This window comes from Streptomyces sp. NPDC021356, assembly GCF_040641015.1.
Classification (GTDB): Bacteria; Actinomycetota; Actinomycetes; order Streptomycetales; family Streptomycetaceae; genus Streptomyces.
Window position 1 is genome coordinate 68,390 of the sequence record NZ_JBFACU010000013.1, and the last position, 22,592, is coordinate 90,981.

Annotated in this window: 19 protein-coding genes; 9 read left to right on the forward strand and 10 right to left on the reverse strand. The window is 72.1% G+C overall.

What is annotated here, in order from left to right; translation table 11 throughout:
* Nucleotides 1–68 precede the first annotated feature (68 nt).
* Complete coding sequence (locus tag AB0G56_RS19275; RefSeq protein WP_360970633.1) at nt 69–1,121, reverse strand: hypothetical protein; 1,053 nt, start codon at nt 1,119–1,121, stop codon at nt 69–71.
* Nucleotides 1,122–1,338: 217 nt separating this feature from the next.
* Between AB0G56_RS19275 and AB0G56_RS19280 the strand changes: the two genes are divergently transcribed.
* Nucleotides 1,339–1,530: a thiomuracin/GE37468 family thiazolyl RiPP peptide gene (locus tag AB0G56_RS19280; protein ID WP_360970635.1), complete on the forward strand. Its 192-nt coding sequence runs from the start codon at nt 1,339–1,341 to the stop codon at nt 1,528–1,530.
* A 115-nt stretch (nt 1,531–1,645) separates the two neighbouring features.
* Nucleotides 1,646–2,143 (forward strand): nuclear transport factor 2 family protein, encoded by a 498-nt coding sequence (locus tag AB0G56_RS19285; RefSeq protein ID WP_360970637.1) that lies wholly within the window; start codon nt 1,646–1,648, stop codon nt 2,141–2,143.
* Nucleotides 2,144–2,236: 93 nt separating this feature from the next.
* Here AB0G56_RS19285 and AB0G56_RS19290 read toward each other — a convergent pair whose 3' ends face one another.
* Nucleotides 2,237–3,778: an FG-GAP-like repeat-containing protein gene (locus tag AB0G56_RS19290; protein ID WP_360970639.1), complete on the reverse strand. Its 1,542-nt coding sequence runs from the start codon at nt 3,776–3,778 to the stop codon at nt 2,237–2,239.
* Between the two features lie 197 nt (nt 3,779–3,975).
* Between AB0G56_RS19290 and AB0G56_RS19295 the strand changes: the two genes are divergently transcribed.
* Together AB0G56_RS19295 and AB0G56_RS19300 are read left to right on the forward strand one after the other, a co-directional pair.
* Nucleotides 3,976–4,464: a MarR family transcriptional regulator gene (locus AB0G56_RS19295; protein ID WP_360970640.1), complete on the forward strand. Its 489-nt coding sequence runs from the start codon at nt 3,976–3,978 to the stop codon at nt 4,462–4,464.
* 733 nt (nt 4,465–5,197) lie between these two features.
* Entirely contained in the window at nt 5,198–7,423 is a 2,226-nt protein-coding gene (locus AB0G56_RS19300; protein ID WP_360970642.1) for a PQQ-binding-like beta-propeller repeat protein, read from the forward strand.
* 219 nt (nt 7,424–7,642) lie between these two features.
* Here the strand turns inward: AB0G56_RS19300 and AB0G56_RS19305 are convergent, their stop codons facing one another.
* Nucleotides 7,643–8,053, reverse strand: coding sequence for a DUF4345 domain-containing protein (locus AB0G56_RS19305; RefSeq protein ID WP_360970644.1), 411 nt, complete (start codon nt 8,051–8,053; stop codon nt 7,643–7,645).
* A 90-nt stretch (nt 8,054–8,143) separates the two neighbouring features.
* Here AB0G56_RS19305 and AB0G56_RS19310 point away from each other — a divergent pair, with 90 nt between their 5' ends.
* Nucleotides 8,144–8,779, forward strand: coding sequence for a helix-turn-helix domain-containing protein (locus AB0G56_RS19310; RefSeq protein WP_360970646.1), 636 nt, complete (start codon nt 8,144–8,146; stop codon nt 8,777–8,779).
* Between the two features lie 56 nt (nt 8,780–8,835).
* On the opposite strand, the gene AB0G56_RS19315 is transcribed toward AB0G56_RS19310, so the two are convergent.
* From AB0G56_RS19315 to AB0G56_RS19345, 7 genes are all read right to left on the reverse strand, one after another.
* Entirely contained in the window at nt 8,836–9,969 is a 1,134-nt protein-coding gene (locus tag AB0G56_RS19315) for an NAD(P)/FAD-dependent oxidoreductase (RefSeq protein WP_360970648.1), read from the reverse strand.
* Between the two features lie 241 nt (nt 9,970–10,210).
* Complete coding sequence (locus AB0G56_RS19320) at nt 10,211–10,477, reverse strand: hypothetical protein (RefSeq protein ID WP_360970649.1); 267 nt, start codon at nt 10,475–10,477, stop codon at nt 10,211–10,213.
* The gene (locus AB0G56_RS19325; RefSeq protein WP_360970651.1) at nt 10,453–10,635 is read right to left on the reverse strand and encodes a hypothetical protein; all 183 of its coding nucleotides are present in this window, start codon (nt 10,633–10,635) and stop codon (nt 10,453–10,455) included. The genes AB0G56_RS19320 and AB0G56_RS19325 overlap by 25 nt, the downstream gene beginning before the upstream one ends.
* Before the next feature lie 39 nt (nt 10,636–10,674).
* Nucleotides 10,675–11,997 carry an MFS transporter gene (locus AB0G56_RS19330; RefSeq protein ID WP_360970653.1) on the reverse strand — a complete coding sequence of 441 codons (1,323 nt, stop codon included), beginning with the start codon at nt 11,995–11,997 and terminating at the stop codon, nt 10,675–10,677.
* Between the two features lie 387 nt (nt 11,998–12,384).
* Nucleotides 12,385–13,257, reverse strand: coding sequence for a copper homeostasis protein CutC (locus AB0G56_RS19335; RefSeq protein WP_360970655.1), 873 nt, complete (start codon nt 13,255–13,257; stop codon nt 12,385–12,387).
* Nucleotides 13,254–14,777, reverse strand: a complete 1,524-nt coding sequence (locus AB0G56_RS19340; protein ID WP_360970657.1) for a M81 family metallopeptidase — start codon at nt 14,775–14,777, stop codon at nt 13,254–13,256. Before AB0G56_RS19340 ends, AB0G56_RS19335 begins: the two co-directional genes overlap by 4 nt.
* A gap of 441 nt (nt 14,778–15,218) precedes the next feature.
* The gene (locus AB0G56_RS19345; RefSeq protein ID WP_360970659.1) at nt 15,219–16,496 is read right to left on the reverse strand and encodes an ROK family protein; all 1,278 of its coding nucleotides are present in this window, start codon (nt 16,494–16,496) and stop codon (nt 15,219–15,221) included.
* Between the two features lie 320 nt (nt 16,497–16,816).
* Between AB0G56_RS19345 and AB0G56_RS19350 the strand changes: the two genes are divergently transcribed.
* From AB0G56_RS19350 to AB0G56_RS19365, 4 genes are all read left to right on the forward strand, one after another.
* Nucleotides 16,817–18,631 (forward strand): peptide ABC transporter substrate-binding protein, encoded by a 1,815-nt coding sequence (locus AB0G56_RS19350; RefSeq protein ID WP_360970661.1) that lies wholly within the window; start codon nt 16,817–16,819, stop codon nt 18,629–18,631.
* 237 nt (nt 18,632–18,868) lie between these two features.
* Nucleotides 18,869–19,828, forward strand: a complete 960-nt coding sequence (locus tag AB0G56_RS19355) for an ABC transporter permease (protein WP_360970663.1) — start codon at nt 18,869–18,871, stop codon at nt 19,826–19,828.
* The gene (locus AB0G56_RS19360) at nt 19,825–20,724 is read left to right on the forward strand and encodes an ABC transporter permease (RefSeq protein WP_360970665.1); all 900 of its coding nucleotides are present in this window, start codon (nt 19,825–19,827) and stop codon (nt 20,722–20,724) included. Before AB0G56_RS19355 ends, AB0G56_RS19360 begins: the two co-directional genes overlap by 4 nt.
* Nucleotides 20,721–22,562, forward strand: coding sequence for an ABC transporter ATP-binding protein (locus AB0G56_RS19365; protein WP_360970667.1), 1,842 nt, complete (start codon nt 20,721–20,723; stop codon nt 22,560–22,562). The genes AB0G56_RS19360 and AB0G56_RS19365 overlap by 4 nt, the downstream gene beginning before the upstream one ends.
* The last annotated feature ends 30 nt before the right edge of the window (nt 22,563–22,592 follow it).

A 22,592-nucleotide genomic window follows, 5' to 3' on the forward strand; every position in this document is an offset into this window, starting at 1 on the left:
GCGAGGCCCGCCGACCCCACTGGTCACACCGGACACGCCAGTCACCGGGGCTCTCCCCGTTCCTTCCCTCACGCCGCGTCCGCGACGTCGAAGCGCCCGGTGCGCAGGTCCAGCACCGCCGGCCCGCTCGCCGGTGACGGACGGCCGCCGTCGGAGCCGTCCAGGCCCGCCATCCGGTACAGCAGGTGCAGGCAGAGCCGGTCGGCGGCGAGCGCCGCGACGGGACCGCCCAGATAGGGGCTCGGCGTCCGCCCGCCACTGTCGCCGGTGCTGTCGGCGGTGCCCGCCGCCTCCTGGCCGCTCCCGGACCCGCTGTCCGGTGGCCCGCCGGGGGCCGGTGACCGCGACGCGCCGTGCGCAGCACCCGGGTCCTTCGGTGCGCCCGGATCGTCCACCGCGCTGATCGCGATGTGCTCCCCCCGGCCCGTGGCCTGCCCGTACGGGACCCCGGCACGCACCGCCAGCGCGCGGGCCCGCGCTGCCGGTTCCGGGGCGAGCACGTCAGAGCCGAGCAGCAGCGCGCCCGTGTCGGCGGGCAGTTCGCGAAGAGGTCCGTTCAGCTGCTCGAAGCGGAAGCAACCGCCCTCCGCTTCGAGCGACGCGACGCATTCGCGCAGCCGGGCCGTGTCCGTCGTGGGCTCGGCGCTCCGGGCCGCCTCGTCGGCGAGGTGAAGGCGGACGTGCGCCACACCGGAGGCGAGCAGGGCGAGCACCAGTGCGCCCGCCACGCGTCCGGATCCGACCACCACGGGGGCGCAGCCGCGGTAGCGCTCGAAGCGGTGCTCTGGCGAGTCCGCACGCGCGGCGACGAAGTCGATCAGCGCGGCGTGCCGTTCCCGCACCTGCGGACTGAGCCCGTGCGGCAGGTCATCCGTGGCATCGCGTACGAAGCCTTCGCGGGCCAGCATGTCCACCAGCGCGCGGACCTGCCGCGCGGCCTGCGGCGGGAGGTCGGCGGCGAGCCGGTCCAGGCTGCTGCCGCCGTCCAGGAACGGCCGCAGCCGCTCCAGCCAGGGGTACATGCCCGGCACGGCGAAGGCCGCGGTGTGCCGGGGCCCGCTGATCACCACACCTCGGTCGGAGGGCAGCAGATGTGTGTCGGGAAGCAGTCTCGGCCTCATCGCCACCTCCATCGGATGCCTCAACGGGAATGTGTGCTTCCGCAGACGCGCGAGCGCCCGCCGAAGCCGCGACTCGTGGCCTCTCGGTGGCCGACCCTAGCCGAGTCCAATGGTCTAGTCCATCCCCTTCACAAGCGCCGATTGCCACGCTAGGGTCCGAACTCGTTGTCGACACGGTCTTGTTGACACATCGTCAGTTATGGGAAGGAGGGTTCTGATGAACGAGTTCAGCAACGGTTCGCCCTCGCTCGCCGCGGCGGTCGCCGACCTCGCGCTGGACCTCGACCTCGGCTCGCTGGCCGAGGACGAGCACAGCCAGTCGCTCACGGCGGGACACGGCATGACCGAAGTGAGTGCGTCCTTCTGCTGCGCCCCGCCGCCGAACTGCTGCAACTGCAGCTGTTCCTGAGTCGGCAACGTGTGCCGGGCGGGCCGGCCCGCCCGGCACACACCGGCGTACACCCTCTGAGGAGCTGCGGCCCTCGCCTTGACCTCAAGCGTGCTTGAGGAAGGAGGCTCCAGGCATGGACACCGAAGAGATGCGGCGGCAGGTGCAGAGCCTGACCGACCGTGCCGAGATCACCGACCTGCTGGACCGCTACCTGCGCTCCCTGGACGACGGGGTCTTCGACGAGGAGTGGGCGCGCGCGTTCCACACCGAGGACGTCACCGCGGACATGCCCGTCGGCGTCGTCCACGGCCGCGACGCCCTGCTGGCCCAGGTCGGGCGGGCCATGGCGCTGTTCGACCGAACCGTGCACCTGGGGACCAACGCCGTCATCGAGGTCGACGGCGCCCGGGCCACCGCCCGTGGCGCCCAGTTGAGCACCCACGTCCTGGCGGACGGCTCGGGCGGCGTCTTCGTCTCCGCCGGTCATGCCGACACCGAACTGGTCAGGACGGACGAGGGCTGGCGGATCTCCGCATCGGCGCTGCGGGTGGTGTGGACCCAGGGTCCTCCACCACGGCTGCCGGACGACTTCGCCCACGCACCCGTGGGCGGGACCGCTCCAGCCTCCTGACGGACGCGTGCCGGAGCGCTCCGCTCTCGCCGTACGCGAAGGAGGGGGCCGGCGCCATCGCGCCGGCCCCCTCCGCTGTGCCTCGCGCCGGACTCAGGTCAGAAGCAGGAAGGAGGTCCAGGTGGTGCCGCCGTACATGGGCTTCTCCGCGGCGAGCTGCCCGTTGGCCTGACCGCCGTAGAGGTGCATGGTGCCGTCGCTCCAGATGGCGAAGACGTCGGAGATGCCGTCTCCGTTCACGTCGGCCGCGGCCATCTGCTTGGTCGTGAGCCAGGTGGTGCCGCCGGTGGTGACGCGCTTGCCGTCGGCGACCTGGCCGTTGCCGAGGCCCTTGTAGTAGTTGAGCGTGCCGTCGTTCCAGACGGCCATGACGTCGGCGACGCCGTCACCGTCGAAGTCGCCGTCGAAGAGCTGCTTGACGGTCCCCCAGGTGCTGCCGCCCACGGTGACCTTGACGCCGTTGCCGAGCTGGCCGTTGCCGAGGCCGGGGTAGACGTGCAGGGTGCCGTCGGTCCAGACCGTCATGATGTCGGCGTTGCCGTCGCCGGTGAAGTCACCGGCCGTCATCTGCTTGATCGTCTTCCATGTGGTGCCGCCCATGGTGACCGCGCGCCCGTCACCTATGTGCCCCTGGCCGTCGCCGGGGTAGACGTGCATGGTGCCGTCGGTCCAGACGGCCATGACGTCGGCCTGGCCGTCGTTGGTGAAGTCACCCTTGGCGATCTGCGGCGCGGTCCGCCACGTCGTCCCGCCCAGCATCTGGATGTGGGTGCCCGCCAGCCCGTTGGCCTTGTCGCCGGGGTAGAGGTTCATCGTCCCGTCACCCCACACGCCGGCCAGGTCACCGACACCGTCACCGGTGAAGTCGTCCTGTACCCGGAACGCGGTCTTGGCCACCCAGGTCGCGATGTCGTCGACACGGGTGTCGACGGCGTCGCGGCGGGTCTCGGCCGGGTCGACGCCCAGGCATCCGCCCTGCCAGGAACGCGAGGCGACGGCGACGAGTTCGGGACTGCCCTCGACGGTGCGGAAGGCGGGAGCGCCGGCGTCACCCTGGCAGACGGTGGCGTTCTGCGCGCCGTTCACAGTGAGCGCGGCACCGTCGGTGGCCGCCACCGTGAACTGTCCGCTGTGCGCCTTGTTCGGCACCCACTCGGTGGCCGTACGCCCGAACCCGACGTGGGTCAGCTGCTCACCGTCGGCGGCCGGGGTGGTGGCGACGCGGACGGGGCTGATGGCGGGGTCGAGGATGCGCTTGGCCAGTTTGACCATGACCAGGTCGCGGTCGGGGTGGGGCACGAGTTCGACGGCGTCCTGGACGCTGCCCCCGGTCTGGGAGAGGTCGCCGCGGCCCACGGTCACGGTCGTCTTGAGGGCCGGTTTGCCGGCGGCGGGCTTGCCGTCGGCGGAGAAACAGGACGCCGCGGTGAGGACCCACTGGGGGTCGACGAGCGTGCCGGTGCAGGCGCGTTGCGTGTCCCCGCTGCCGATGTCGACCTTCGCGACGAACGACGGGGGAGTGGTGCTCTCAGGGCCGTTCAGGGCCCCGGCGGGAGTGGCGCCGAGACCGGTGACCAGAGCGGCTGCCACGGCAGAGCCGATGGCCCATCTGCTCCGGGAACTCTGTGCGGGCATGGTCATCCTCGCTGTGCCGTCACGGATTGCGCGCACACTGCGCACAAGTCTGAAGATCGCCAGGAAGCTTTCCATGAAAAGGAAAAGAAGCGCCAACGTATGAAATTAGTAAAACGAGCAAAGGGGACATCAGTTCTGTGACCTATCCCACAGGGGGCCGACGGGCGAGATGACATCTGAGATGGCGGGATGACACTGTGAGTGTCACAAAGGAATCCGATCTCTACGAGATCGTCCGCCGTCTCTGGCCGCTGCATCGCACCATCGTCCGGGCCGTCGAGCGTGAGGTCACGCCTTTCGGCCTGAGCGCTGCCCTGCATGCCCTGCTCGACCGGCTGCGCACCCACGGACCCCAGACGGTCCCCCAACTCTCCCGCGCCCTGGGCCTGGACCGGCAACCTGTCCCGCGCTGGGTGAACGACACCGCCGCACTCGGCCTCACGGACTCCGCGCCCGACCCCGCCCACCGCCGCTCCCGGTTGGTCCGCCTCACCGCCCACGGCGCCGACACCATCGACCGTGTCCGGGCCGCCGAGGCCGCCGAACTGCGCACGGCGCCGGCCGACGTGACGGCCCAGGAGGTCGCCGCCTGTCTGCGCGTCCTCACCCGTCTCGACGAGGAGTTCCACCGTCTCGCGACCGACGACACCCGAAGCGAGACCCCCACGAGAGGAACCACCCCATGACCGGGCACGACACCCGACGGGCCGTCCCGGTCACCGGCACGGCATCCGGAACCGCACCCGCCCCCGGCGGTGGCGCCCTCTACTACGAGGCCCTCGGTGAGCCCGACGGCACGCCTCTCGTCCTCGCCCACGGCGGCATGCTCGACCTCACGATGCGGGACGAACTCGCCCCCGTCCTGGCCCCGGCGGGCCACCGCGTGGCCAGGTACGACCAGCTGCGGCCACGGCCGCTCCTCCTCGGTCACGGGCGACTGGTCCGACCACGCGGACCCGCGTGCCCTTCTCGCACACCTGCGTCTGGAGAACCCGGTTCTCATCGGCCTGTCCGGCGGCGCCCGACTGATCACCGACCACGCCCGTCGACGTACCGGACGACGATCCCACCGCCCCTTCCGCCCTCGTCCTCGCGGCCCCGGGACTCAGTGGACGGGAGTTCACCGACCCCTGCATCCACGCCAACGCCCGAGCCCTCGGTGGCCGCCTGGTGACCGTTCCCGGAGCCGGGCGCACCGTCAACCTGGAGGCCCCCGACCGCTTCGAACGGGAGGTCCTCTCCTTCCTCGGCGGGCGGCGATGAGTGCTCGCCGTCCGCCGTCCGCCGGCCGGCAGCCGGCGCCCCGTGGCCGTGTGACCCTTCTGTGAAGGGCTGCCTCGTCCTTCCGGGGCCCCGCCGCGGGTGCGTGCGTGTTCCGTATTGTGGTCTCGGGAACTGCTGGTCGACCGAGGGGGGCGTGTGCCGCTGTACAAGGGCGACCCCAGATCCGTCGGCGGCTACAAGCTGGTCGACCGCCTCGGGGCAGGCGGCATGGGGATGGTCTACCGGGGCAGATCGCGTTCCGGGCGCGAGGTCGCCGTCAAGATCGTGCACGCCGACTATGCCCAGGACCCGGTCTTCCGGGCCCGGTTCCGGCAGGAGATCGAGGCCGCCCGCCGGGTGAGCGGCGCCTTCACGGCCGCCGTGGTGGACGCGGACCCGGAGGCCGAGCTGCCGTGGATGGCCACGCAGTACGTGCCCGGCCAGTCGCTCGCCGCCCGTATCCGTGACCAAGGACCGCTGCGCGTCCCGGAGCTGCGGCCGCTCGCCCTGGGCCTGGTGGAGGCGTTGCGGGACATACACCGGGCCGGGGTGGTGCACCGCGACCTGAAGCCGGCCAACGTCCTCATGGCCGAGGACGGCCCGCGGGTCATCGACTTCGGTATCTCCCGGGCCGCTGAGAGCCACCACACCCTCACCGAGACCGGGCAGGTCATCGGCACCCCGACCTTCATGTCCCCGGAGCAGTTCACGGACGCCCGGACGGCCGGGCCGGCGTCGGACATCTTCTCGCTCGGCGCGCTGCTGGTGTACTGCATCACCGGACGCGGCCCCTTCGACGCCGACAGCCCCTACCTGACCGGCTACCGGGTCGTCCACAACCAGCCCGCCCTCGACGGGGTGACCGGGTCCGTGCGCGCGGTCCTGGAGCGCTGCCTGGCCAAGGAACCCGGCGACCGGCCCGGACCCGACGAACTGGCACGGGAGTTCGCCAGGGTCCTCCCGGAACCGTCGCCGGGCGAACCCGAGACGATGACGCTGCGGCTGCCCTCCGCGCGCCCCGGTCCCGCGCCCCCGGCCGGCGATCCGGCCGCGACCCGCCATCCCCGGTGGCGTGGAACGCGGGTGCTGATGGCCGCGGCCGGCGTGCCGGCCGTGGTCCTGACCGGCTGTCTGCTGCTGGTGCCGTCACGCGGTGACGGCGCGACAGGCGCGACAGGCGCGGCACAGGCACGGACCACGGCTCCCAGCCGCTGGGCCCCTCTGCCGCCCGGCTGGAAGCCGTGGCAGACGACCGCGTCCGCGATCGCGGAGCAGGGCGTGAGGAAGGCGCCGGGGTACGAGGGGAACCGGGAGCCGGCCTGCGTACCGGACGACGGCGCCCTCTACTGCGCCGGAAGCGCCCTTCTGCCCGAACGGATCGACGCCACCACGGGACGCACCCTCTGGCGCTCCGGCATCGCACCCCCCGGCATCCCGGCCGACCGGTACGTCACGGCACTCCTCGGCGTGTACCAAGGCGTAGTGCTGGTGGAACTGACGGTCACCGGCGCGGACGGCAAGGGACAGGCGCAGTCCGTCCTCGCGCTCGACAGCACGAGCGGCACTAGGCTCTGGTCCCACCCCGTACGCACCGACAGCCTGGGCTCCGTCTACGCGGCTGGCGTGACACTGACGCAGAAGGGCGACGGCACCGCGGTGAGCGTCCGCTCGGCGCGCGAGGGCACCGTACGCCGGAGAATCCCCGTGCCCGCCGGGTACGACTGCCTGTTGCTCGCCGCCGAGAACCGCCCCTACGTGGAGTGCATGACCCGGCAGGAGGGCTCGCACAGCACGAAGTTCCTCGTCGTCGATCCCGCCGACGGCACCGCGCGCACCCTGGCGTCACCCGCCCAGTCGAGGAGCTTCGTCGGCGTCCAGGACGGGCGACTGGTCTTCGTGGAGGCGGACGACCGTCCCGTGGCCAACAGCCCCGACCTGATCTACACCCGGATCGTGCGCGTGGACCCGGACACCGGCAGGCGCACACTGACCCCGCTGCCTCAGCGGTACCGGGGAGGGGTCCCGACCCTGGCGCACGGCACGCTCTACTTCGCCACCTCCAGCGGGCTGGTCACGGCCGTCTCACCCACGACGGGAGCCCGGCTGTGGCAGAGCCACACCCCCCTGGAGACACCGGGCCAGGCCTCGGTGGACCAGAAGGGGCGCACGGTGTACCTGGCCGGAGGCAGCGGCCGGGTGGCGGCCCTCGACACGGCGACCGGCACCCTGCTGTGGGAGTCGTCGGCGCGCGCGGAAGTGCTGGACACCGGGCTTCTGCCCACCGTGTGGTTCAACAAGGGCGCCCTGGTCCTGGCAACCTCCGACGGCACCCTGTTCACGCTCGACCCGGCCCACCCCGACCGCAAACCCGTCCCGGGCTGACACGGACGGACGCGATCGGCTGCGCCGCACCCGTGGAGCTTCCTCCGGGTCCGGTCGAGAAATCCAGGGCGACCCGGAGCGGGCGGGCTGCCTTCCAGCTGTGTGGGTCGCGGGAACCGCGCTCGACGACTGGCAGGCGGTCCTCGACCTGATCGCGGCGAGTGGCCGGCGGAGTGAGTACTCCGAGGGCGGAGTGGTCGTGCCGCTGCCGCGACTACGTCAACCAGCGGCCACGGCCGCCACGTCGCCGCGCACGGTCCGTTCCTCCGCGTCGGCCAGCCAGAAGCAGACCGGGGGCAGGCCCAGTTCGATCACGGTCAGCGCGATCTGGAACCAGTGCGGCCAACCGTGTACGGCGAGCGAGAGCAGCCGTCCGGCGCCGCCCAGCAGGAATACGCCGGCCAGCCACCGCACTGCCTGGGCCGGGATCGGGCGCTGCCGTGCGGCCCAGAGCCACGCCAGCCCGTAGCCGACGAAGCTGGCTCCCATGAAACGGCCCCAGCTGTCGACCGTCGTACCGGCCGAACCGGCGCCGAAGATCGCCGCGTTGCCGAGTGCCACGTGGAACAGGCCGATCGCTGCACAGGACCAGCCCATCAGCTGAGTGAGCAAGCGCAGAGCCCTGGCCATGGTTCCTCCGAGTCGTCGTGACGGAGCTTGGTCGGCATGCGTCTCCTACAGTGCGTGCACTAGTGGACGCGTGTCAACTAAGCTGCGGGCGTGCCTCCTCGCCAGCGACTCACCCCCGCCGCCCGTCGTGCGCAACTCCTCACCGTCGGCGCACGGCTCTTCGCCGCGTACCCGTACGCCGACGTGCTGATGGAGGAGGTCGCCGCACAGGCCGGGGTCTCCCGGGCCCTGCTCTACCGTCACTTCCCGAGCAAACAAGCCCTTTTCGCAGCCGTGTACCGGGAGGCGGCGGACCGGCTGCTCGCCGAGACCCGGTTCGACCCGGCCGACTCCCTGGTGGAACAGCTCGTCCAGGGGATGGACGTCCATCTCGACTATTTCGTGGCCAACCGCCATGCCGTCCTCGCCGCGAACCGGGTGCTCGCGGGTGACCCGGTGGTCCAGACGATCATGACCGACGAGCTGGACGCGCTCCGCGCGCGGCTGCTGGCCGTTCTCCCGCTCGCGGACGGCAACGCCCGCGAGGCGGTGTCCGGTGTCCTGAAGAGCTGGCTCGTCTTCGTCCGGGTCCTCTGCGTCGACTGGCTCACCCACGAGACCTGCACCCGCACCCAGTTGCGCGACGTCTGCATCGGCGCGGTGCTCGGCGCCCTCCGCCCGCTGCTCGCGGAGGACCCCGCTCCCGACTGGCCCCGCCGGTCCCGTACACCGGGACAGGAAGCCTGACGCTGCCCCGCCCGGTGGGCCGTCGCCCCTGGCGGACGCCGTGGGCGGCTGCCTGGTCAGGACTGCTCGTGCCGGGTGAACGCGGCGATGAGGTCGTGCGGTGTGGTGTCCTCGGACTCGGCGCCGTGGGCCGGGAGGCCCTCGAAGGTGGGGGCCTCTTCGCTACGAGGGAACATGGCCCGCTCGTACTCGGTGAGCGCGGCCTCGACGTCGCCGGGGTGCGCGGCCAGGGCCTTGCCGAGTTCGGCGCCGTCGAGCATGGCCAGGTTGGCGCCCTCGCCGTTCGGGGCCGCCAGGTGGGCGGCGTCGCCGAGCAGCGTCACCCCCGGCACCCTCTCCCACTGGTGCCCGGTCGGCAGAGCGTGCAGCGGGCGCAGGATCGGCGGGATGTCGCTGTCGGTGATCAGCGCGGTCAGCTCCGGAGCCCAGCCGTCGAACTCCCGCGCGATCCGTGCGGTTGCCGCGGCGGCATCGGTGAAATCGACGGCGGCGAACCAGTCCTGCGGCTCGTCCAGGCCCACGTAGGCGTGCAGGGTGTCGTCCCTCTCCCGGTGAGCGAAGATCTCCCGGCCGGGCCTGACCGCGATCATCGATCCGCCGCCGACGGCCTTCGCCACGGCCGGGTGCCGGGTGTCGGCGTCGAACAGGTAGGTCTCGACGACCGACTTGCCCACGTACTCGGGCACGGCGGTGGAGAGCAGCGGGCGCACCCGTGACCACGCGCCGTCCGCGCCGACCAGCAGGCCGGTGACGACGGTGCTGCCGTCGGCGAACGTCACCTCGTGACGGCCGTCGCCGAGGGAACGGGTGCCGCCGGCCTTGCGGCCCCACCGGACGGTGCCGGCCGGGAGCGAGTCGAGCAGGATCTGCCGCAGCTCGCCGCGCAGCACCTCGGGGCGCCCGCCCGTGCCGTCGTCGGCTTTGTCGAACAGGACGGTCCCGTCCGGGTCGAGGAACCGCATGGCCTGGCGGCCCTCCAGGACGAGGCCGCGGAACTCGTCCATCAGATCGGCGGCTTCCAGGGCGAGTTGGCCGTTGTAGTCGTGGATGTCGAGCATCCCGCCCTGCGACCGCTCGCTCGGGGAGGACTCCGCCTCGTAGACCGCGGCCGGTATTCCGTGGAGGTGCAGGACGCGGGCGAGCGTGAGCCCGCCGAGCCCGGCGCCGATGATCGTGACGTCAGTGGTCATGGGAAATCCCTTACTGAGAACTGAGAACTGAGAACTGGGAACTGGGAACTGGGACGATGCGATGCCGGCGGCCGGTGCCGTCGATGGCAGGCGCCGACGAGTTCCAATGTCCCGGCAGCCGCCTACAGCTCACCGACAGATCGGCAGCCACCCCTACAACGGCCCGACAAGCCGTCCGACAAACCGTCCGACAAACACGTACGGCACACACGTTCGGCACCCGCCTCGTCCGCGGAGCCGGTCACGCGCCATGCCGTGCCGAGACCATACGTGTGGCGACCGCCGCGGCGACGCACGCGACGGCGGCGGCGAGGAACAGGCTGACGCGCAGGCCGTGCTCGGACCCGGCCGAGCCCGACAGCAGGGCGCCGAAGACCGCGACGGCCAGGGCCCCGCCGGCCTGACGGCTGGTGTTGGACACGCCGCCGGCCGTGCCCGTCCGGAGGGCGGGGACGTGCTCCAGCAGCACCGTGGTCGACGGCATCACCAGCGGGGCCGCCAGGCCCACGGGGCCGAGGCCGGCCCCAGGGCCGGGGTGAGGGATCCGGCCGCGATCAGGACCAGGCCCGCGACGACCGGCGCACGCGGCCCGGTCCGCCCGGCGATCCGCGCGGAGAACGGGGTCAGGCAGGCGCTGAGCGGCGTCTCCGACGAGGTCCTCGACACCCTGGCCGTGGCCCTCCGTCTGGACGACGCCGAACGCGCTCACCTCCTCGCCCTCGTCCGCCCGGTCGGCAGGTGCTCCGGAGCCGGGAGCGTCCGCCCCAGGCGGGCGAGCGGGGACAGAGCCATGAGCGAGGGAGACAGCAGCATGCCCGCGGCTGCCGCCAGGAGGCTGGTGCGCGATCCCCATCGCGCTGCGAGGAAACCGCCGAGCAGGGACCCGAGCGGAGCCAGCCCCATCCCGACGAACGTGACCGTCGCGGCGACCCGGCCCTGCATCCCGTCCGGGGTGACACTCTGCCGGACGGCCATGACCGTGACATTCACCAACTGGCCGCCGGCCCCGAACACGACATTGACCGCGAGGAGCGCGGGAACCGTCACCGCGGAGGAACTGTGCAGAGCGGGCACACACAGAAACACACCGTCGCCAAGTGCCGCCGCACACACGAGCACGGTGCCATGACCGAACCGGCTCGGCAGGTGGGCGGCCAGCAGCGACCCCAGCAGCGCACCCGGCCCCGCCGCCGCGAGCGCCAGACCGACGAAGACGCCCGGCAGGTGCAGTTCCCGGGGGAGGAAGAGCAGGTACACGGTCATCACGGCCGCGAAGAAGAACTGGAAGGCGGCCGAAGCCAGGCACACGGTCCGCAGCAAGGTGTCGCCGGTGACGAAACGAAGACCCTCATGGACGTGCCGCCAGACTCGGGGCGGCCGCTGCGGGCGTTCCGGGGCCGGGAACGATTCGGGCCGACGGATGCGTCGGATCAGCAGGAACGACAGCGCGAAGAACAGTGCGCCGCATGCCGCGGCGATCGGAGCCGACAGCACAGACACCAACGTGCCGCCGAGAGCGGGCCCGCCGATCTGGGCAGCGGACCGGCTGCCTTCCAGCGCGCTGTTGCCCCGGACCAGCTGATCTCGTCTCACCAGCCTTACGAGGGAGGTCTGGTATGCCACGTCGAAGAAGACGGACAGGACTCCGACGGCGAGTGCGAGCGCGAACAATGCGGGCAGTCCGAGCCGGCCGAAGAGGCCGGCCAGCGCGGCGGCGCCCAGGACCAGTGCCCGACCTGCGTCGGCGAGGACCATCATCGTGCGGGTCCGCCACCTGTCCACCCATGCGCCGACGAAGAGCGACAGGAACAGGACGGGTGCCTGCCCCACCGCGCGCAGGACGCCCAGCTGACCGGCGCCGGCGTCGATCGTCAAGACGGCGAAGAGCGGCAGAACGACCGCGGTCGTGTGTTCACCGAGTTGGGAGGCGGTCTGCCCCGACCAGAGCCGGCGGAAGTCGGAGTCCCGCCACAGGCTTGCCGGAGCAGGGCGGCCGGAGCCGGGGGCAGAGGAGGAAGCGGGCGGCACGGAGGGTCCCTCGGGTGGTCGGCAACGAGGCCCGCCGTCGGGCACACGGCGGGTGCACCGGACGGTTCAGGCGTGGGAAGGCTCGCTGTGCCGCGACATCAAGGGCAGCACGCGATGACAGGCCGGTCACGGCCTACGACGTCAACGCGCGCTCGGGCTGCCGACCATGTCCTCAACTCCTCGTGGACCACTGGCTGTACTGGAACTCTAGCCCTTGCCCGCGGGGGTGGCCGCCCAACTGGCGAGCAATTCGAGCCGCACACCGCGGCCCGGGTACGCACCCCGCGCACCCGGGCCGCGGACTTCGACGGGCCGTGCCCGGTGGCATGCGTCCGGCCACCCGCCCCCGGCCAGGGGCGTCCTCCGCGAGGCCGCGCCCCGGGCCGGTCAGCCGGTCGTCCGCGCCTCCAGCATTCTCCTGGCCTCGGCGACCACGGCCGGGTCGGTGACGAAGTGCGTGTCCTGCTCGGCGGACGCGCCGGAGGCGCCGAGGGGGATCCACGCGCCCCCGCGCCGGGGCTCGGCGCGGCGCTTCGCGGAGAGGTGGACGGCGGCCACGCCGGCGGCGGTCAACGACGGGATGTCCGCCGGGTGCACCCCGCCGCCCGCCATCACCTGCACGCCGGGTGCGGCCTCGACCATGGCGGCGAGGCGGGCCAGCCCCTGTGCGGCGGCCGGGGCGCCGCCGGAGGTCAGTACCCGGGTGAGCCCCAGGGCGGGCAGCAGCGCGGCGGTGGCGACCGGGTCCGCGGACAGGTCGATCGCGCGGTGCAGGGTCACCTCGACCGGGCGGTCCGCGTCGTGAGCCGCCGCGGCGAGGCGGGCGACGGTGTCGGTGTCGAGGCCGCCGTCGGCGGTGAGCGCGCCGACGACGACGCCCGAGGCTCCCGAGGCGATCACGGACCGTACCTCGGCGACCATCAGGGCGGTCTCCTCGGCGTCGTGGACGAAGTCGCCCGGTCGGCAGCGGACCAGCACCTGCACCGGCAGACCCACGGCGGCGACCGCCTCCACCAGGGCGGCCGAGGGGGTCAGACCGCCCAGTTCCAGGCCGGTGCAGAGTTCGACGCGATCGGCTCCCTGATCGAGGGCGACACGCGCGCCGGCCGGCGAGGTGACGGCGATCTCCAGCGCCGGCCGCGGGACCGGTTCCGCCGGCCCGGGCCGCCCACGCCTCGGAAGGGTGGCCTCCGGTGCGGGCGCCGGGCCCGTACCGGCGGTCCGGTGCGCGTCGAGCGGCCGGGTGGCGCGGCCGGTCATTCGTCGTCCCCGGTGAGCGGCTGGTCGGAGGCCGGGATGACGCGGGCCGTCAGGTCCGGGTCGGCCATGTCGCGGTCGAAGGGGAACATCGGGCGGCGGATGCGGCGGTGGCCGAGGCGTACCAGGTCCTGGTCGACACCGCCCGGGGTGAGGGCCATCTTCCAGCCGACCGACATGTCGACCAGCTCGGGCTCCAGGTAGCCGATCTTCACGATCACGATGTCCGCGGAGCGCGGGTCGAGGTCGAGGTCGGTGAAGTCGTGCTCGTGGTGGTACGGCTTGCGCAGCCGGGTGAGGATCGCGTGCACGCTGCCGACCCGCACGACGACCTCGGTCTCGGCGTCCCGGTCGCCGTGCCGGATCGCGTGGACCACGCCGGTCAGGGTCACGGGGCCGGCGTGCCGGTCGTCGACCTGCGCACCGGCGGTGACGGTGACGGTGGCGCCGACCCCGGCGGCGACGGCGGTCTCGATCGCGGCGGGGCCGGGCACCGAGGCGTAGATGACGGTCGGTCCGTCCTCCTTCTGGAACTCGGGGCGCTCCAGCAGCCGGGTCAGGCCCCAGGTGACGTCGCCGGCGCCGCCCGCGGTGGGGTTGTCGCCGGTGTCGCTGATGAAGTACGGACGCTGGTCGGAGGCGAGGGCCTCGTCGAGGAGTTCGTCGTAGGTGCCGGTCGGGGCGACGAAGTCGAAGTCGTGGCGGGCGTCCCAGAAGCCCCGGGCGAGGCGCTCGGCCCCGGCCGAGACCGCCGCCGTGTCATCGCCGGTGACGACCACGACGGCACGGTTGCGGGGTTCGTCCGCCCAGGCGTAGCCGACCCAGATCGCGGCGTCCGTCACGCCGTCGACGGCCTCGACCTCGTCGACCGCCGCGTACACGCTCTTGGCGGGTTCGATCCGGGTGGAGGTCTGCTCGCCGGCCAGCAGCACCGGGACCGGCACCCACGCCTTGACCGGGCGGGGGGCGCCGGAGGCCAGCAACTCGACCAGGTTGCGCACGGCACGCTCCTTGGTCTCCATGTGGTCCTCGTGCGGGGCCATGCGGTAGCAGGTGATCAGGTCGCTGCGGTGGGCGAGTTCGCGGGAGACGTTGCCGTGCAGGTCCATCGAGGTGGAGACGATCACGTCCGGGCCGACGGTGGCGCGGATGCGCTCCAGCAGCACGGCCTCGGCGTCGTCGATCCCCTCCACCGTCATGGCGCCGTGGATGTCGTACCACAGGCCGTCCGGCCGGGGCAGCGCGGCGAGGCGTTCGATGAGCTCGTCGGTGAGCGCGGTCCAGGCGGCGGCGGTGACGGTGCCCCCGGGCAGCGACTTGCCGACCAGGGCGCCGTGCCATTCGGCGGCCTCGCGCAGTTCCTGGCCGGGGGAGAGGAAGGGGTACCGGTCGAGCACCTCGGCACCGCGCGAGGGGTGGAAGGCGGGTGCCTCGGTGCGGGCCGGGGAGAAGGTGGAGGACTCGATGCCGAGGCCGGCGACGGCGATGACCGGGCGGGCGACGGCGGTACGGGTGTGCGTCATGGCTCCTCGTGCGGGGTGATGGTGCGCAGTGGGTGTGGCCGGGTGGGTACGGCGGATCGGGTCGGGCGGGCCGGGTGGGCCGGGGGGTCGGGTATGGGGGAGTGGGCGGGGCGGTCGGCGCTTTCCGCGGGCCTCGGGCTGCCGTCCGGGGCCCGGGGCGCGGGCACGGAACCTGGGTGAGTGCCCCGGTACGGGGCCGGTCCGCGGGCGGGTGGCTGGATGTGGGGTCGGTTCGCGGGCGGATGGCCGGGTCCGAGCCGAGGGGACACGGACGAAAGCCGGGGTCCGGGCGCTCGCCCGGTGCGGTTCCCGGGCCCCGGCTTTCTTCGCTTCCTTCGGGACTTCTTTCTCGGGCGGGAGTACGACTGCCGTACGGCTCAGGAGCCGTAGACCGTGGAAAGAAGCCGAAGTCCTGCCCGCACGAGGCGCTTTGAGTGGGTGTCAGTCCCTCCTGGAAGGCGTGGCGGCAGGGATCCGGTCCGTGCCGGTGACGGTGCCGCCGGCATCGCCCAGGGCGCGGGCCAGGGCGCGCTGCAGGGCGGACAGCCCGGCGCCGACCAGCCCCGCGTCGGCGCCGAGGACGACCCGCTCGATGGTGAGGTGTTCGGTCACCAGCGGGTGGCAGCTCTCGTAGAGCTGGCTGCGCACCGCGGCCACGAACGGTTCCAGGGTGGAGAGGATGCCGCCGAGGTAGACGGCGTCCGGGTTGAAGAAGTTGACGTTGGCGGCGAGCACCTGGCCGAGGTGGTCGCCGGCCCTGCGGACGGCGCGGGTGGCCTCCGGGTCGGCGTCGGTGGCGAGCCGGACCACGTCCTCGGGGCTGGCGACGTCCAGACCGCGTTCGCGCAGGATGCGCACGAGGGCGGCGCCGGACGCCACGGTCTCCAGGCAGCCGGTGTTGCCGCAGGAGCAGGGGATGTCGGCGCCGCCGTCGATGCGGATGTGGGTGATGTCGCCGGCGGCCCCCGTCGCGCCCCGGTAGAGGCGGCCGTCCGCGATGACGCCGGCGCCGATCGCCGAGCCGATCTTCACGGTGATCGACTGCCGGTGCTCGGCGGGCCTGACGCTCTGCTCCCCGACCGCCATGCAGTTGGCGTCGTTGTCGACGACGGCCGGGACCCCGAAGCGCTCCTCCAGCCAGGCGGCGACCGGGAAGCGGTTCCAGCCGGGCATCCGGGACGGCAGCACGACGGCGCCGGCGTTCACGTCCACCGGCCCGGGCAGGGACAGCCCGACGCCCCGGAGCCGGTCGCGCCCCCGCTGCTCGGCGAGCAACTCCAGGTGTTCGGCCAGCAGCGGCAGGGCGGTCTCGGGCCCGTCGGCGATCTCGAAGGGGACGTTGGTGACGTCACCGACGCCGCCGCCCGGGAGCACCACACCGATGCGGGCATGGCGGCCGCCGACGTCGGCGGCGACGGCGTACTCGTCGGTGCTGCCCGCCCTGAGCACCCTGCGGGGGCGGCCTCCGGTGGAGGACTGGGTGCCCTCCTCGGCGATGAGCCCGCGCTCGACCAGCTCGGCCACGGTGAGGGAGATGGTCGAGGCGGCCGCGCCCAGGAGCTGCGCGAGTTCGGCGCGGGACGACGCCTGCCCCGAGGCGACGAGTTCGAGGACCCGGGTCGCGAGGGCCGCGCCCTTGGGCGCGCTCCCCCTCGCCGTGGTGCCCCTCGGGGACACGCCCTTGGTGGTCTTGCGGTCCCGTGCACTTATTTCAGACATGTACGAAGTAACTTCCGCAGTGTTGGGTGTGACGGAGACAGTACGCCCGTCCGGGCAGGCGGGGAACAGCTCCTTGAAGAAAGTGGAGAGCGTTGATGCAAAGTGAATTCGCCTCAAACTGGTGCATACACGCCGCTTGGGGCATCCAGAGGGGGCGGAGGAGACTTTCTTCGGAATCGGAGTAACTTACTTGTTACTAATTCTTGTTTGTTTGTTCGGCGCGTCCGTCGTTGACTGTCGCCATACACAGCGCCGATCCCGCGGCGCCGGTCCGGGGGCGTCCCGGGACGTTTGCGGGTCCTTTCACTCTGAGGAGAGTCATGTTCCTTGCTCACACGGCGGCCGGCCGCCGCTGGGCCCTCGTCGCGGGTGCCGCCGTCCTCACCGGCGCGCTGGTCACCGGCTGTTCCGGGGGTGGCACCTCGTCCTCCGGTTCGGCGTCGTCGGACACGATCAACTATGCCCTCCCGGCCAACTTCACGCCGAACTGGATCCTGCCGGTCGGCACCGCCGCACACCTGAACACGAACAACTCCTCCATATCCCAGGCCGTCTGGGAGCCGCTGATCGCGTACGACGGCTCCACCGGCAAGGTCGGCTGGAACAAGGACAACTCGCTGGCCACCGACGCCAAGTTCGCCCCGGACAGCAAGAGCGTGACGATCACGCTCGGCAACCGTCACTGGAGCGACGGCAAGCCGGTCACCTCGCGTGACGTGGAGTTCTGGTTCAACCTGGTCAAGGCGAACAAGGCGGACTGGGCCAGCTACAGCCCGGGCAAGGCGCCGGACAACTGGACATCGTTCAAGACGACCGACGCCACACACTTCACCCTCACCTTCGACAAGGCCTACAACCAGGAGTGGATGCTCGCCAACGAGTTGAGCATGATCCGCGTGATGCCGCAGCACGTCTGGGACAAGACCAGCGACGCGGGCGCCGTCTCCGACCTGGACCGCACCTCCGCCGGCGCCAAGCAGGTCTGGACGTACCTCAACAACGCGGCCAAGAAGATCTCCGGTTACGCGACCGACCCGCTGTGGAAGACGGTCAGCGGCCCGTACACCATCAAGTCGTTCTCCACCGCGGGCAAGGTCGAACTGACCGCCAACGCGAAGTACGACGGCGGCGGCAAGGCCAACATCAAGAACGTCAACCTGCTGCCGTTCACCACCACCGACGCCGAGGAGAACGCCCTCCGCGCCGGCACCGTCGACTACGGCTACATCAACGCCACGGACCTGGGCCAGGAGGCGTCCTTCAAGGCCAGGGGCTACTCGGTGAAGCCGTGGAGCGGCTGGGCGATCACCTACATGCCGTACAACTTCAACAACCCCACCATGGGACCGGTGTTCAAGCAGCTGTACGCCCGCCAGGCGATCCAGATGTCGGTGGACCAGACCACCCTGTCCAAGGTGGTCTTCAACGGCAGCGCCGTCTCCACCTACGGCCCGATCCCGCAGGGCCAGGAGTCGTCCTTCGTCTCCGCCGAGCAGAAGCGCAACCCGTACCCGTTCGACACCGCCGGGGCGAAGAAGCTGCTCACCGACCACGGTTGGACGGAGCAGGGCGGCACCATGGTGTGCACCAGCCCCGGCACCGGCGGCAACCAGTGCGGCGCGGGCGTCGACAAGGGCACCAAGTTCCAGATGCAGGTGCTGTCCCAGTCCGGCTCGACCGTGACCGACAACATGATGAGCGCGCTCCAGTCGTCGTTCGCGAAGACCGGCATCAAGTTCGACATCAAGACCGCCCCGGTCAACTCCGTGCTGTCGCAGGCCGGCCAGTGCACCGCCGGCGAGTCGGGCTGCAAGTGGCAGCTGTCCTTCTTCGGCACCGCGGGCAGCTGGTACTTCCCCGCCTACCCGAGTGGCGACTCGCTCTTCGCCACCGGCGGCGGCTCCAACTTCGGCAGCTACTCCAACGCCGAGGTCGACAAGCTGATCACCGAGACCACCACGTCCTCCTCGAACGAGGCGGTGCAGAAGTACAGCGCCGCGCTCGCCAAGGACCTCCCCGTGGTCTGGCTGCCGGAGCCCGACTACCAGATCTCCGTGGTCAAGAACGGCCTCGACGGTTTCGCCCAGGACTCCCTCGCCAACTTCCACCCCGCCATGTGGAAGTGGACCAAGTAGGACCGGTCGGTGCCCGCGCGGGCCGACGGCACCCGGCCCACCGGCCGGCCGGCGGCCCGCGCACACCCCACGCACACCCGCGCCACACCGGCACCCGGCACACGGCATGCGCCACACCGGCATCCGCCACACGGCCGCCTGCCGCTCCGGCACCCGCCACGCCGACACCCACGTCGCAGTGACGCCCCTGTCCAGGTGACGCCCGCGCGCCACAGAGACGAAGCGACCGGAAAACACATGAGCACTCCCTCGTACCTGATCAGACGCGTCCTCCAGGCCGTCGCGGTGATCGTCATCGTGACGATCGTCGTCTTCGGCCTGCTGCACGCCCTTCCCGGAGGCCCCGCGCGCGGGATCCTCGGCCCGCAGGCCACCGCCCAGCAGATCGCCGCCTTCAACCACGAACAGGGCCTCGACAAGTCCCTGCCCGTGCAGTACTTCTACTACCTCGGCCAACTGCTGCACGGGGACCTCGGGACCTCGTACACCCTCAACGAGCCGGTCTCCCAGCTCATCACCGAGCGGCTGCCGAAGACCCTGGTCCTCACCGTGCTGTCGGCCCTCGTGGGCCTCGTCCTCGCGGTCCCGCTGGGCATGTGGCAGGCCGTGCGCCGCAACAAGGCGACGGACTACGTCATCACCACGCTGAGCTTCATCGCCTACTCCACGCCCGTGTACTTCCTCGGGCTGATCCTGGTGCTGGTCTTCAGCCAGGGCCTGGCGTGGTTCCCCTCGCAGGCCCCGCAGGGCGAGACGCTGGCCCAGGTGTTCTCCGACCCGCAGGCCCTGGTGCTGCCGGTGGTCGCTGGCGCGGCCTCCATGGTCGCGGTGTTCAGCCGGTACATGCGCTCGGCCACCCTGGAGAACCTCTCCGAGGACTACGTCCGCACGGCCAGGGCGGGCGGCACCCGCCCTGGCGCCATCCTGCGGCGGCACGTGTTCCGCAACTCGCTGACGCCCGTGGTGGCCATGCTCGGCTACTACGTCCCGGTGCTCTTCGGCGGCGCCCTGGTCGTCGAGCAGCTCTTCAACTACCCCGGCATGGGGCTGCTGTTCTGGACGGCGGCACAGTCCTCGGACTACCCGGTCCTGCTGGGCTGCGTCCTGGTGATCGCCGTCGCCACCGTCACCGGCACCCTGCTCGCCGACATCGTCCAGCGGATCATCGACCCCCGAGTGAAGGCAGGCCGGGCATGAGCGCCGTCATCCAGCCGGACACGGCCCCGGCGAAGGCCGCACCGCCGCGTGAGGCATCCGGCGCACGGCTCGCCGTCCGCCGCTTCCTGCGCAACAGGCTGGCCGTCGTCGGACTCGCCGTCGTGGTCCTCTTCTTCCTCTTCTGCTTCGCCGGTCCGCTGGTCTACTCCACCGACCAGACCCACACCATGCTCCAGCAGGTCAACCTCGCCCCGAGCGGTGCGCACTGGCTCGGCACCGACGCCGTCGGCCACGACGAACTGGGGCGGCTGATGTACGGCGGCAAGGTCTCGCTGATCGTCGGCCTCGCCGCGGGCGTCCTCGCCACCGTCATCGGCACGCTGTGGGGCGCCGCCGCCGGATACGCGGGCGGCTGGATCGACGCCGTGATGATGCGGATCGTCGACGCCGGCATCGCGATCCCGGCGCTGTTCATCCTGCTGGTGGTCTCCGCCATCACCACCCCGGGCCTGACCGGGCTCGTCCTCATCCTGGGCCTGGTCTCCTGGCTCGTGCCCTCCCGGCTGGTGCGCGCGGAGACCCTGACCCTGAAGAACCGGGACTACGTCCTGACCCTGCGCGCCATCGGCGGAACGCACGCCCGGGCGATCCTGCGGCACATCCTGCCCAACTCGGTCTCGACCGTCATCGTCGCCGCGACCTTCCAGGTCGCCGACGCCATCCTGCTGGTCGCCTACGTCTCCTACCTGGGCATGGGGGTCCGGCCGCCGCAGACCGACTGGGGCGGCATGCTCTCCGCCGGTCTCACCGCCGCCTACTCCGGCTACTGGTGGCTCATCCTGCCGCCCGGCCTGGCCATCATCCTGGTGGTGTGGGCGTTCAACGCGATCGGGGACGGCCTCCGCGACGCATTCGATGTGAGGGGACGCGGATGACCGCCACCACCAAGGGCCCCGCCGCCCGCACCACGGAGCCCGGCCCGATCCTCGAACTCGACGACCTCGGCGTCGTCTTCACCACCGAGACCGGCGAGGTGCCCGCGGTCAAGTGTGTGTCCCTGACGGTCCGGCCGGGCGAGACGCTGGCCCTGGTCGGCGAGTCCGGCTCCGGCAAGTCCACCATCGCGCTCGCCGCGATGGGCCTGCTCGCCGGGAACGCCCGCGCCACCGGCAGCGCCGTCATCGACGGCACCCAGATCGTCGGCGCCGGCGAGAACGGCCTCGCGGCACTGCGCGGCAAGACCGTCTCCATGGTGTTCCAGGAGCCGGCCACCGCGCTCGACCCGCTCACCCGGATCGGGAAGCAGATCGCGGAAGTGATCCGCAACCACCGCGAGGTGTCCGCCAAGGACGCCGCCGCCGAGGCCGTCGACCTGCTGCGCCGGGTCGGCATCCCCGACCCGGACAAGCGCGCCCGCGCCTACCCCTTCCAGCTCTCCGGCGGACAGCGCCAGCGGGTCGTCATCGCCATGGCCATCGCCAACGAGCCCAGCCTGCTCATCGCCGACGAGCCGACCACCGCCCTCGACGTGACCGTGCAGGCCGAGATCCTCGACCTGCTGCGCCGGCTCGCCGTCGAGACCGGTACCGGCGTGCTGCTCGTCACCCACAACATGGGCGTCGTCGCCGACTTCGCCGACCGGGTCGCCGTCATGTACCACGGGGAGATCGTGGAGACCGGGCCGGTCGAGGACGTCCTGCTGCGCCCCGCCCACGACTACACCCGGCGCCTGCTGGCCGCCGTGCCACGGCTGTCCGTCGCCGGGGCCGCGGACGGCGGCCCCGACCGGACCGCCGCGGCGTCGCCCGCCCGGGCGTACCGTCCGGCGGCCGACTCGGCGGCCGACTCGGCGGCCGACTCGGCGGCCGACTCGGCGGCCGACCCGGCGGCCGACCCGGCGGCGCCGCCCGCCGGACCGGGCGGCCCCGAGGACGGACCCGTGGTCGAACTGCGGGACATCAGCGTGGTGTTCGGCCGCGGCAAGGCCGCCGTGCGCGCCCTGGACGGAGTGTCGTTCCGCGTCGGGGCGGCGCAGACCCTGGGCCTGGTCGGTGAGTCCGGCTCCGGCAAGTCCACCGCAGCCCGGGTCGCGCTCGGCCTGATCCCGCCCACCTCGGGCACCGTCACCCTCTTCGGCGCCGACCTCGGCCGCACCCGCGCCCGGGCCCGCCGTGCGCTGCGGGCCGGCATCGGTGTCGTCCTCCAGGACCCGGTGGCCTCCCTCGACGCCCGGATGACCGTCGGCGAGTGCATCGCCGAACCCCTGCGGATACACCGTCGGGAACTGTCCGCCAAGGACCGGCAGGCCAAGGTCGCCGCCGTCCTCGACCGGGTACGGCTGCCCCGCGAAGCCGCCCGGCGCGCGCCCCGGGAACTCTCCGGCGGACAGCGCCAGCGGGTCAGCCTGGCCCGCGCCCTGGTGCTGGAACCCCGGCTGCTGGTCGCGGACGAACCCACCAGCGCGCTCGACGTGAGCGTGCAGGAAGCGGTCCTGGAGGTGATCACCGAACTCCAGGGCGAACTGGGCTTCGCCTGCCTGTTCGTCTCCCACGACCTCGCCGTCGTACAGCACTTCGCGCAACGCGTCGTCGTGATGCGCGCCGGCCGGATCGAGGAGCAGGGCTCCACCGGGACTACCCTGCTGCACCCGGAGACCGACTACACCCGCCGTCTGCTGGCCGCCGTGCCGGTGCCCGACCCGGTGGTGCAGCGGGGCCGCAGGGCCGAGCGCCTGGCCACCCTCGCGGCCGGCCGTACGGAGGCCCAGGCGTGACCCGACCCCTCACCACCCCGCACACCCCGC

Coding starts and splice junctions, on each gene's coding strand:
- AB0G56_RS19345 (WP_360970659.1), bottom strand. CDS start 16,496: ATGTCTGAAATAAGTGCACGGGACCGCAAGACCACCAAGGGCGTGTCC.
- AB0G56_RS19290 (WP_360970639.1), bottom strand. CDS start 3,778: ATGCCCGCACAGAGTTCCCGGAGCAGATGGGCCATCGGCTCTGCCGTG.
- AB0G56_RS19285 (WP_360970637.1), top strand. CDS start 1,646: ATGGACACCGAAGAGATGCGGCGGCAGGTGCAGAGCCTGACCGACCGT.
- AB0G56_RS19315 (WP_360970648.1), bottom strand. CDS start 9,969: ATGACCACTGACGTCACGATCATCGGCGCCGGGCTCGGCGGGCTCACG.
- AB0G56_RS19355 (WP_360970663.1), top strand. CDS start 18,869: ATGAGCACTCCCTCGTACCTGATCAGACGCGTCCTCCAGGCCGTCGCG.
- AB0G56_RS19360 (WP_360970665.1), top strand. CDS start 19,825: ATGAGCGCCGTCATCCAGCCGGACACGGCCCCGGCGAAGGCCGCACCG.
- AB0G56_RS19280 (WP_360970635.1), top strand. CDS start 1,339: ATGAACGAGTTCAGCAACGGTTCGCCCTCGCTCGCCGCGGCGGTCGCC.
- AB0G56_RS19335 (WP_360970655.1), bottom strand. CDS start 13,257: ATGACCGGCCGCGCCACCCGGCCGCTCGACGCGCACCGGACCGCCGGT.
- AB0G56_RS19275 (WP_360970633.1), bottom strand. CDS start 1,121: ATGAGGCCGAGACTGCTTCCCGACACACATCTGCTGCCCTCCGACCGA.
- AB0G56_RS19350 (WP_360970661.1), top strand. CDS start 16,817: ATGTTCCTTGCTCACACGGCGGCCGGCCGCCGCTGGGCCCTCGTCGCG.
- AB0G56_RS19305 (WP_360970644.1), bottom strand. CDS start 8,053: ATGGCCAGGGCTCTGCGCTTGCTCACTCAGCTGATGGGCTGGTCCTGT.
- AB0G56_RS19365 (WP_360970667.1), top strand. CDS start 20,721: ATGACCGCCACCACCAAGGGCCCCGCCGCCCGCACCACGGAGCCCGGC.
- AB0G56_RS19340 (WP_360970657.1), bottom strand. CDS start 14,777: ATGACGCACACCCGTACCGCCGTCGCCCGCCCGGTCATCGCCGTCGCC.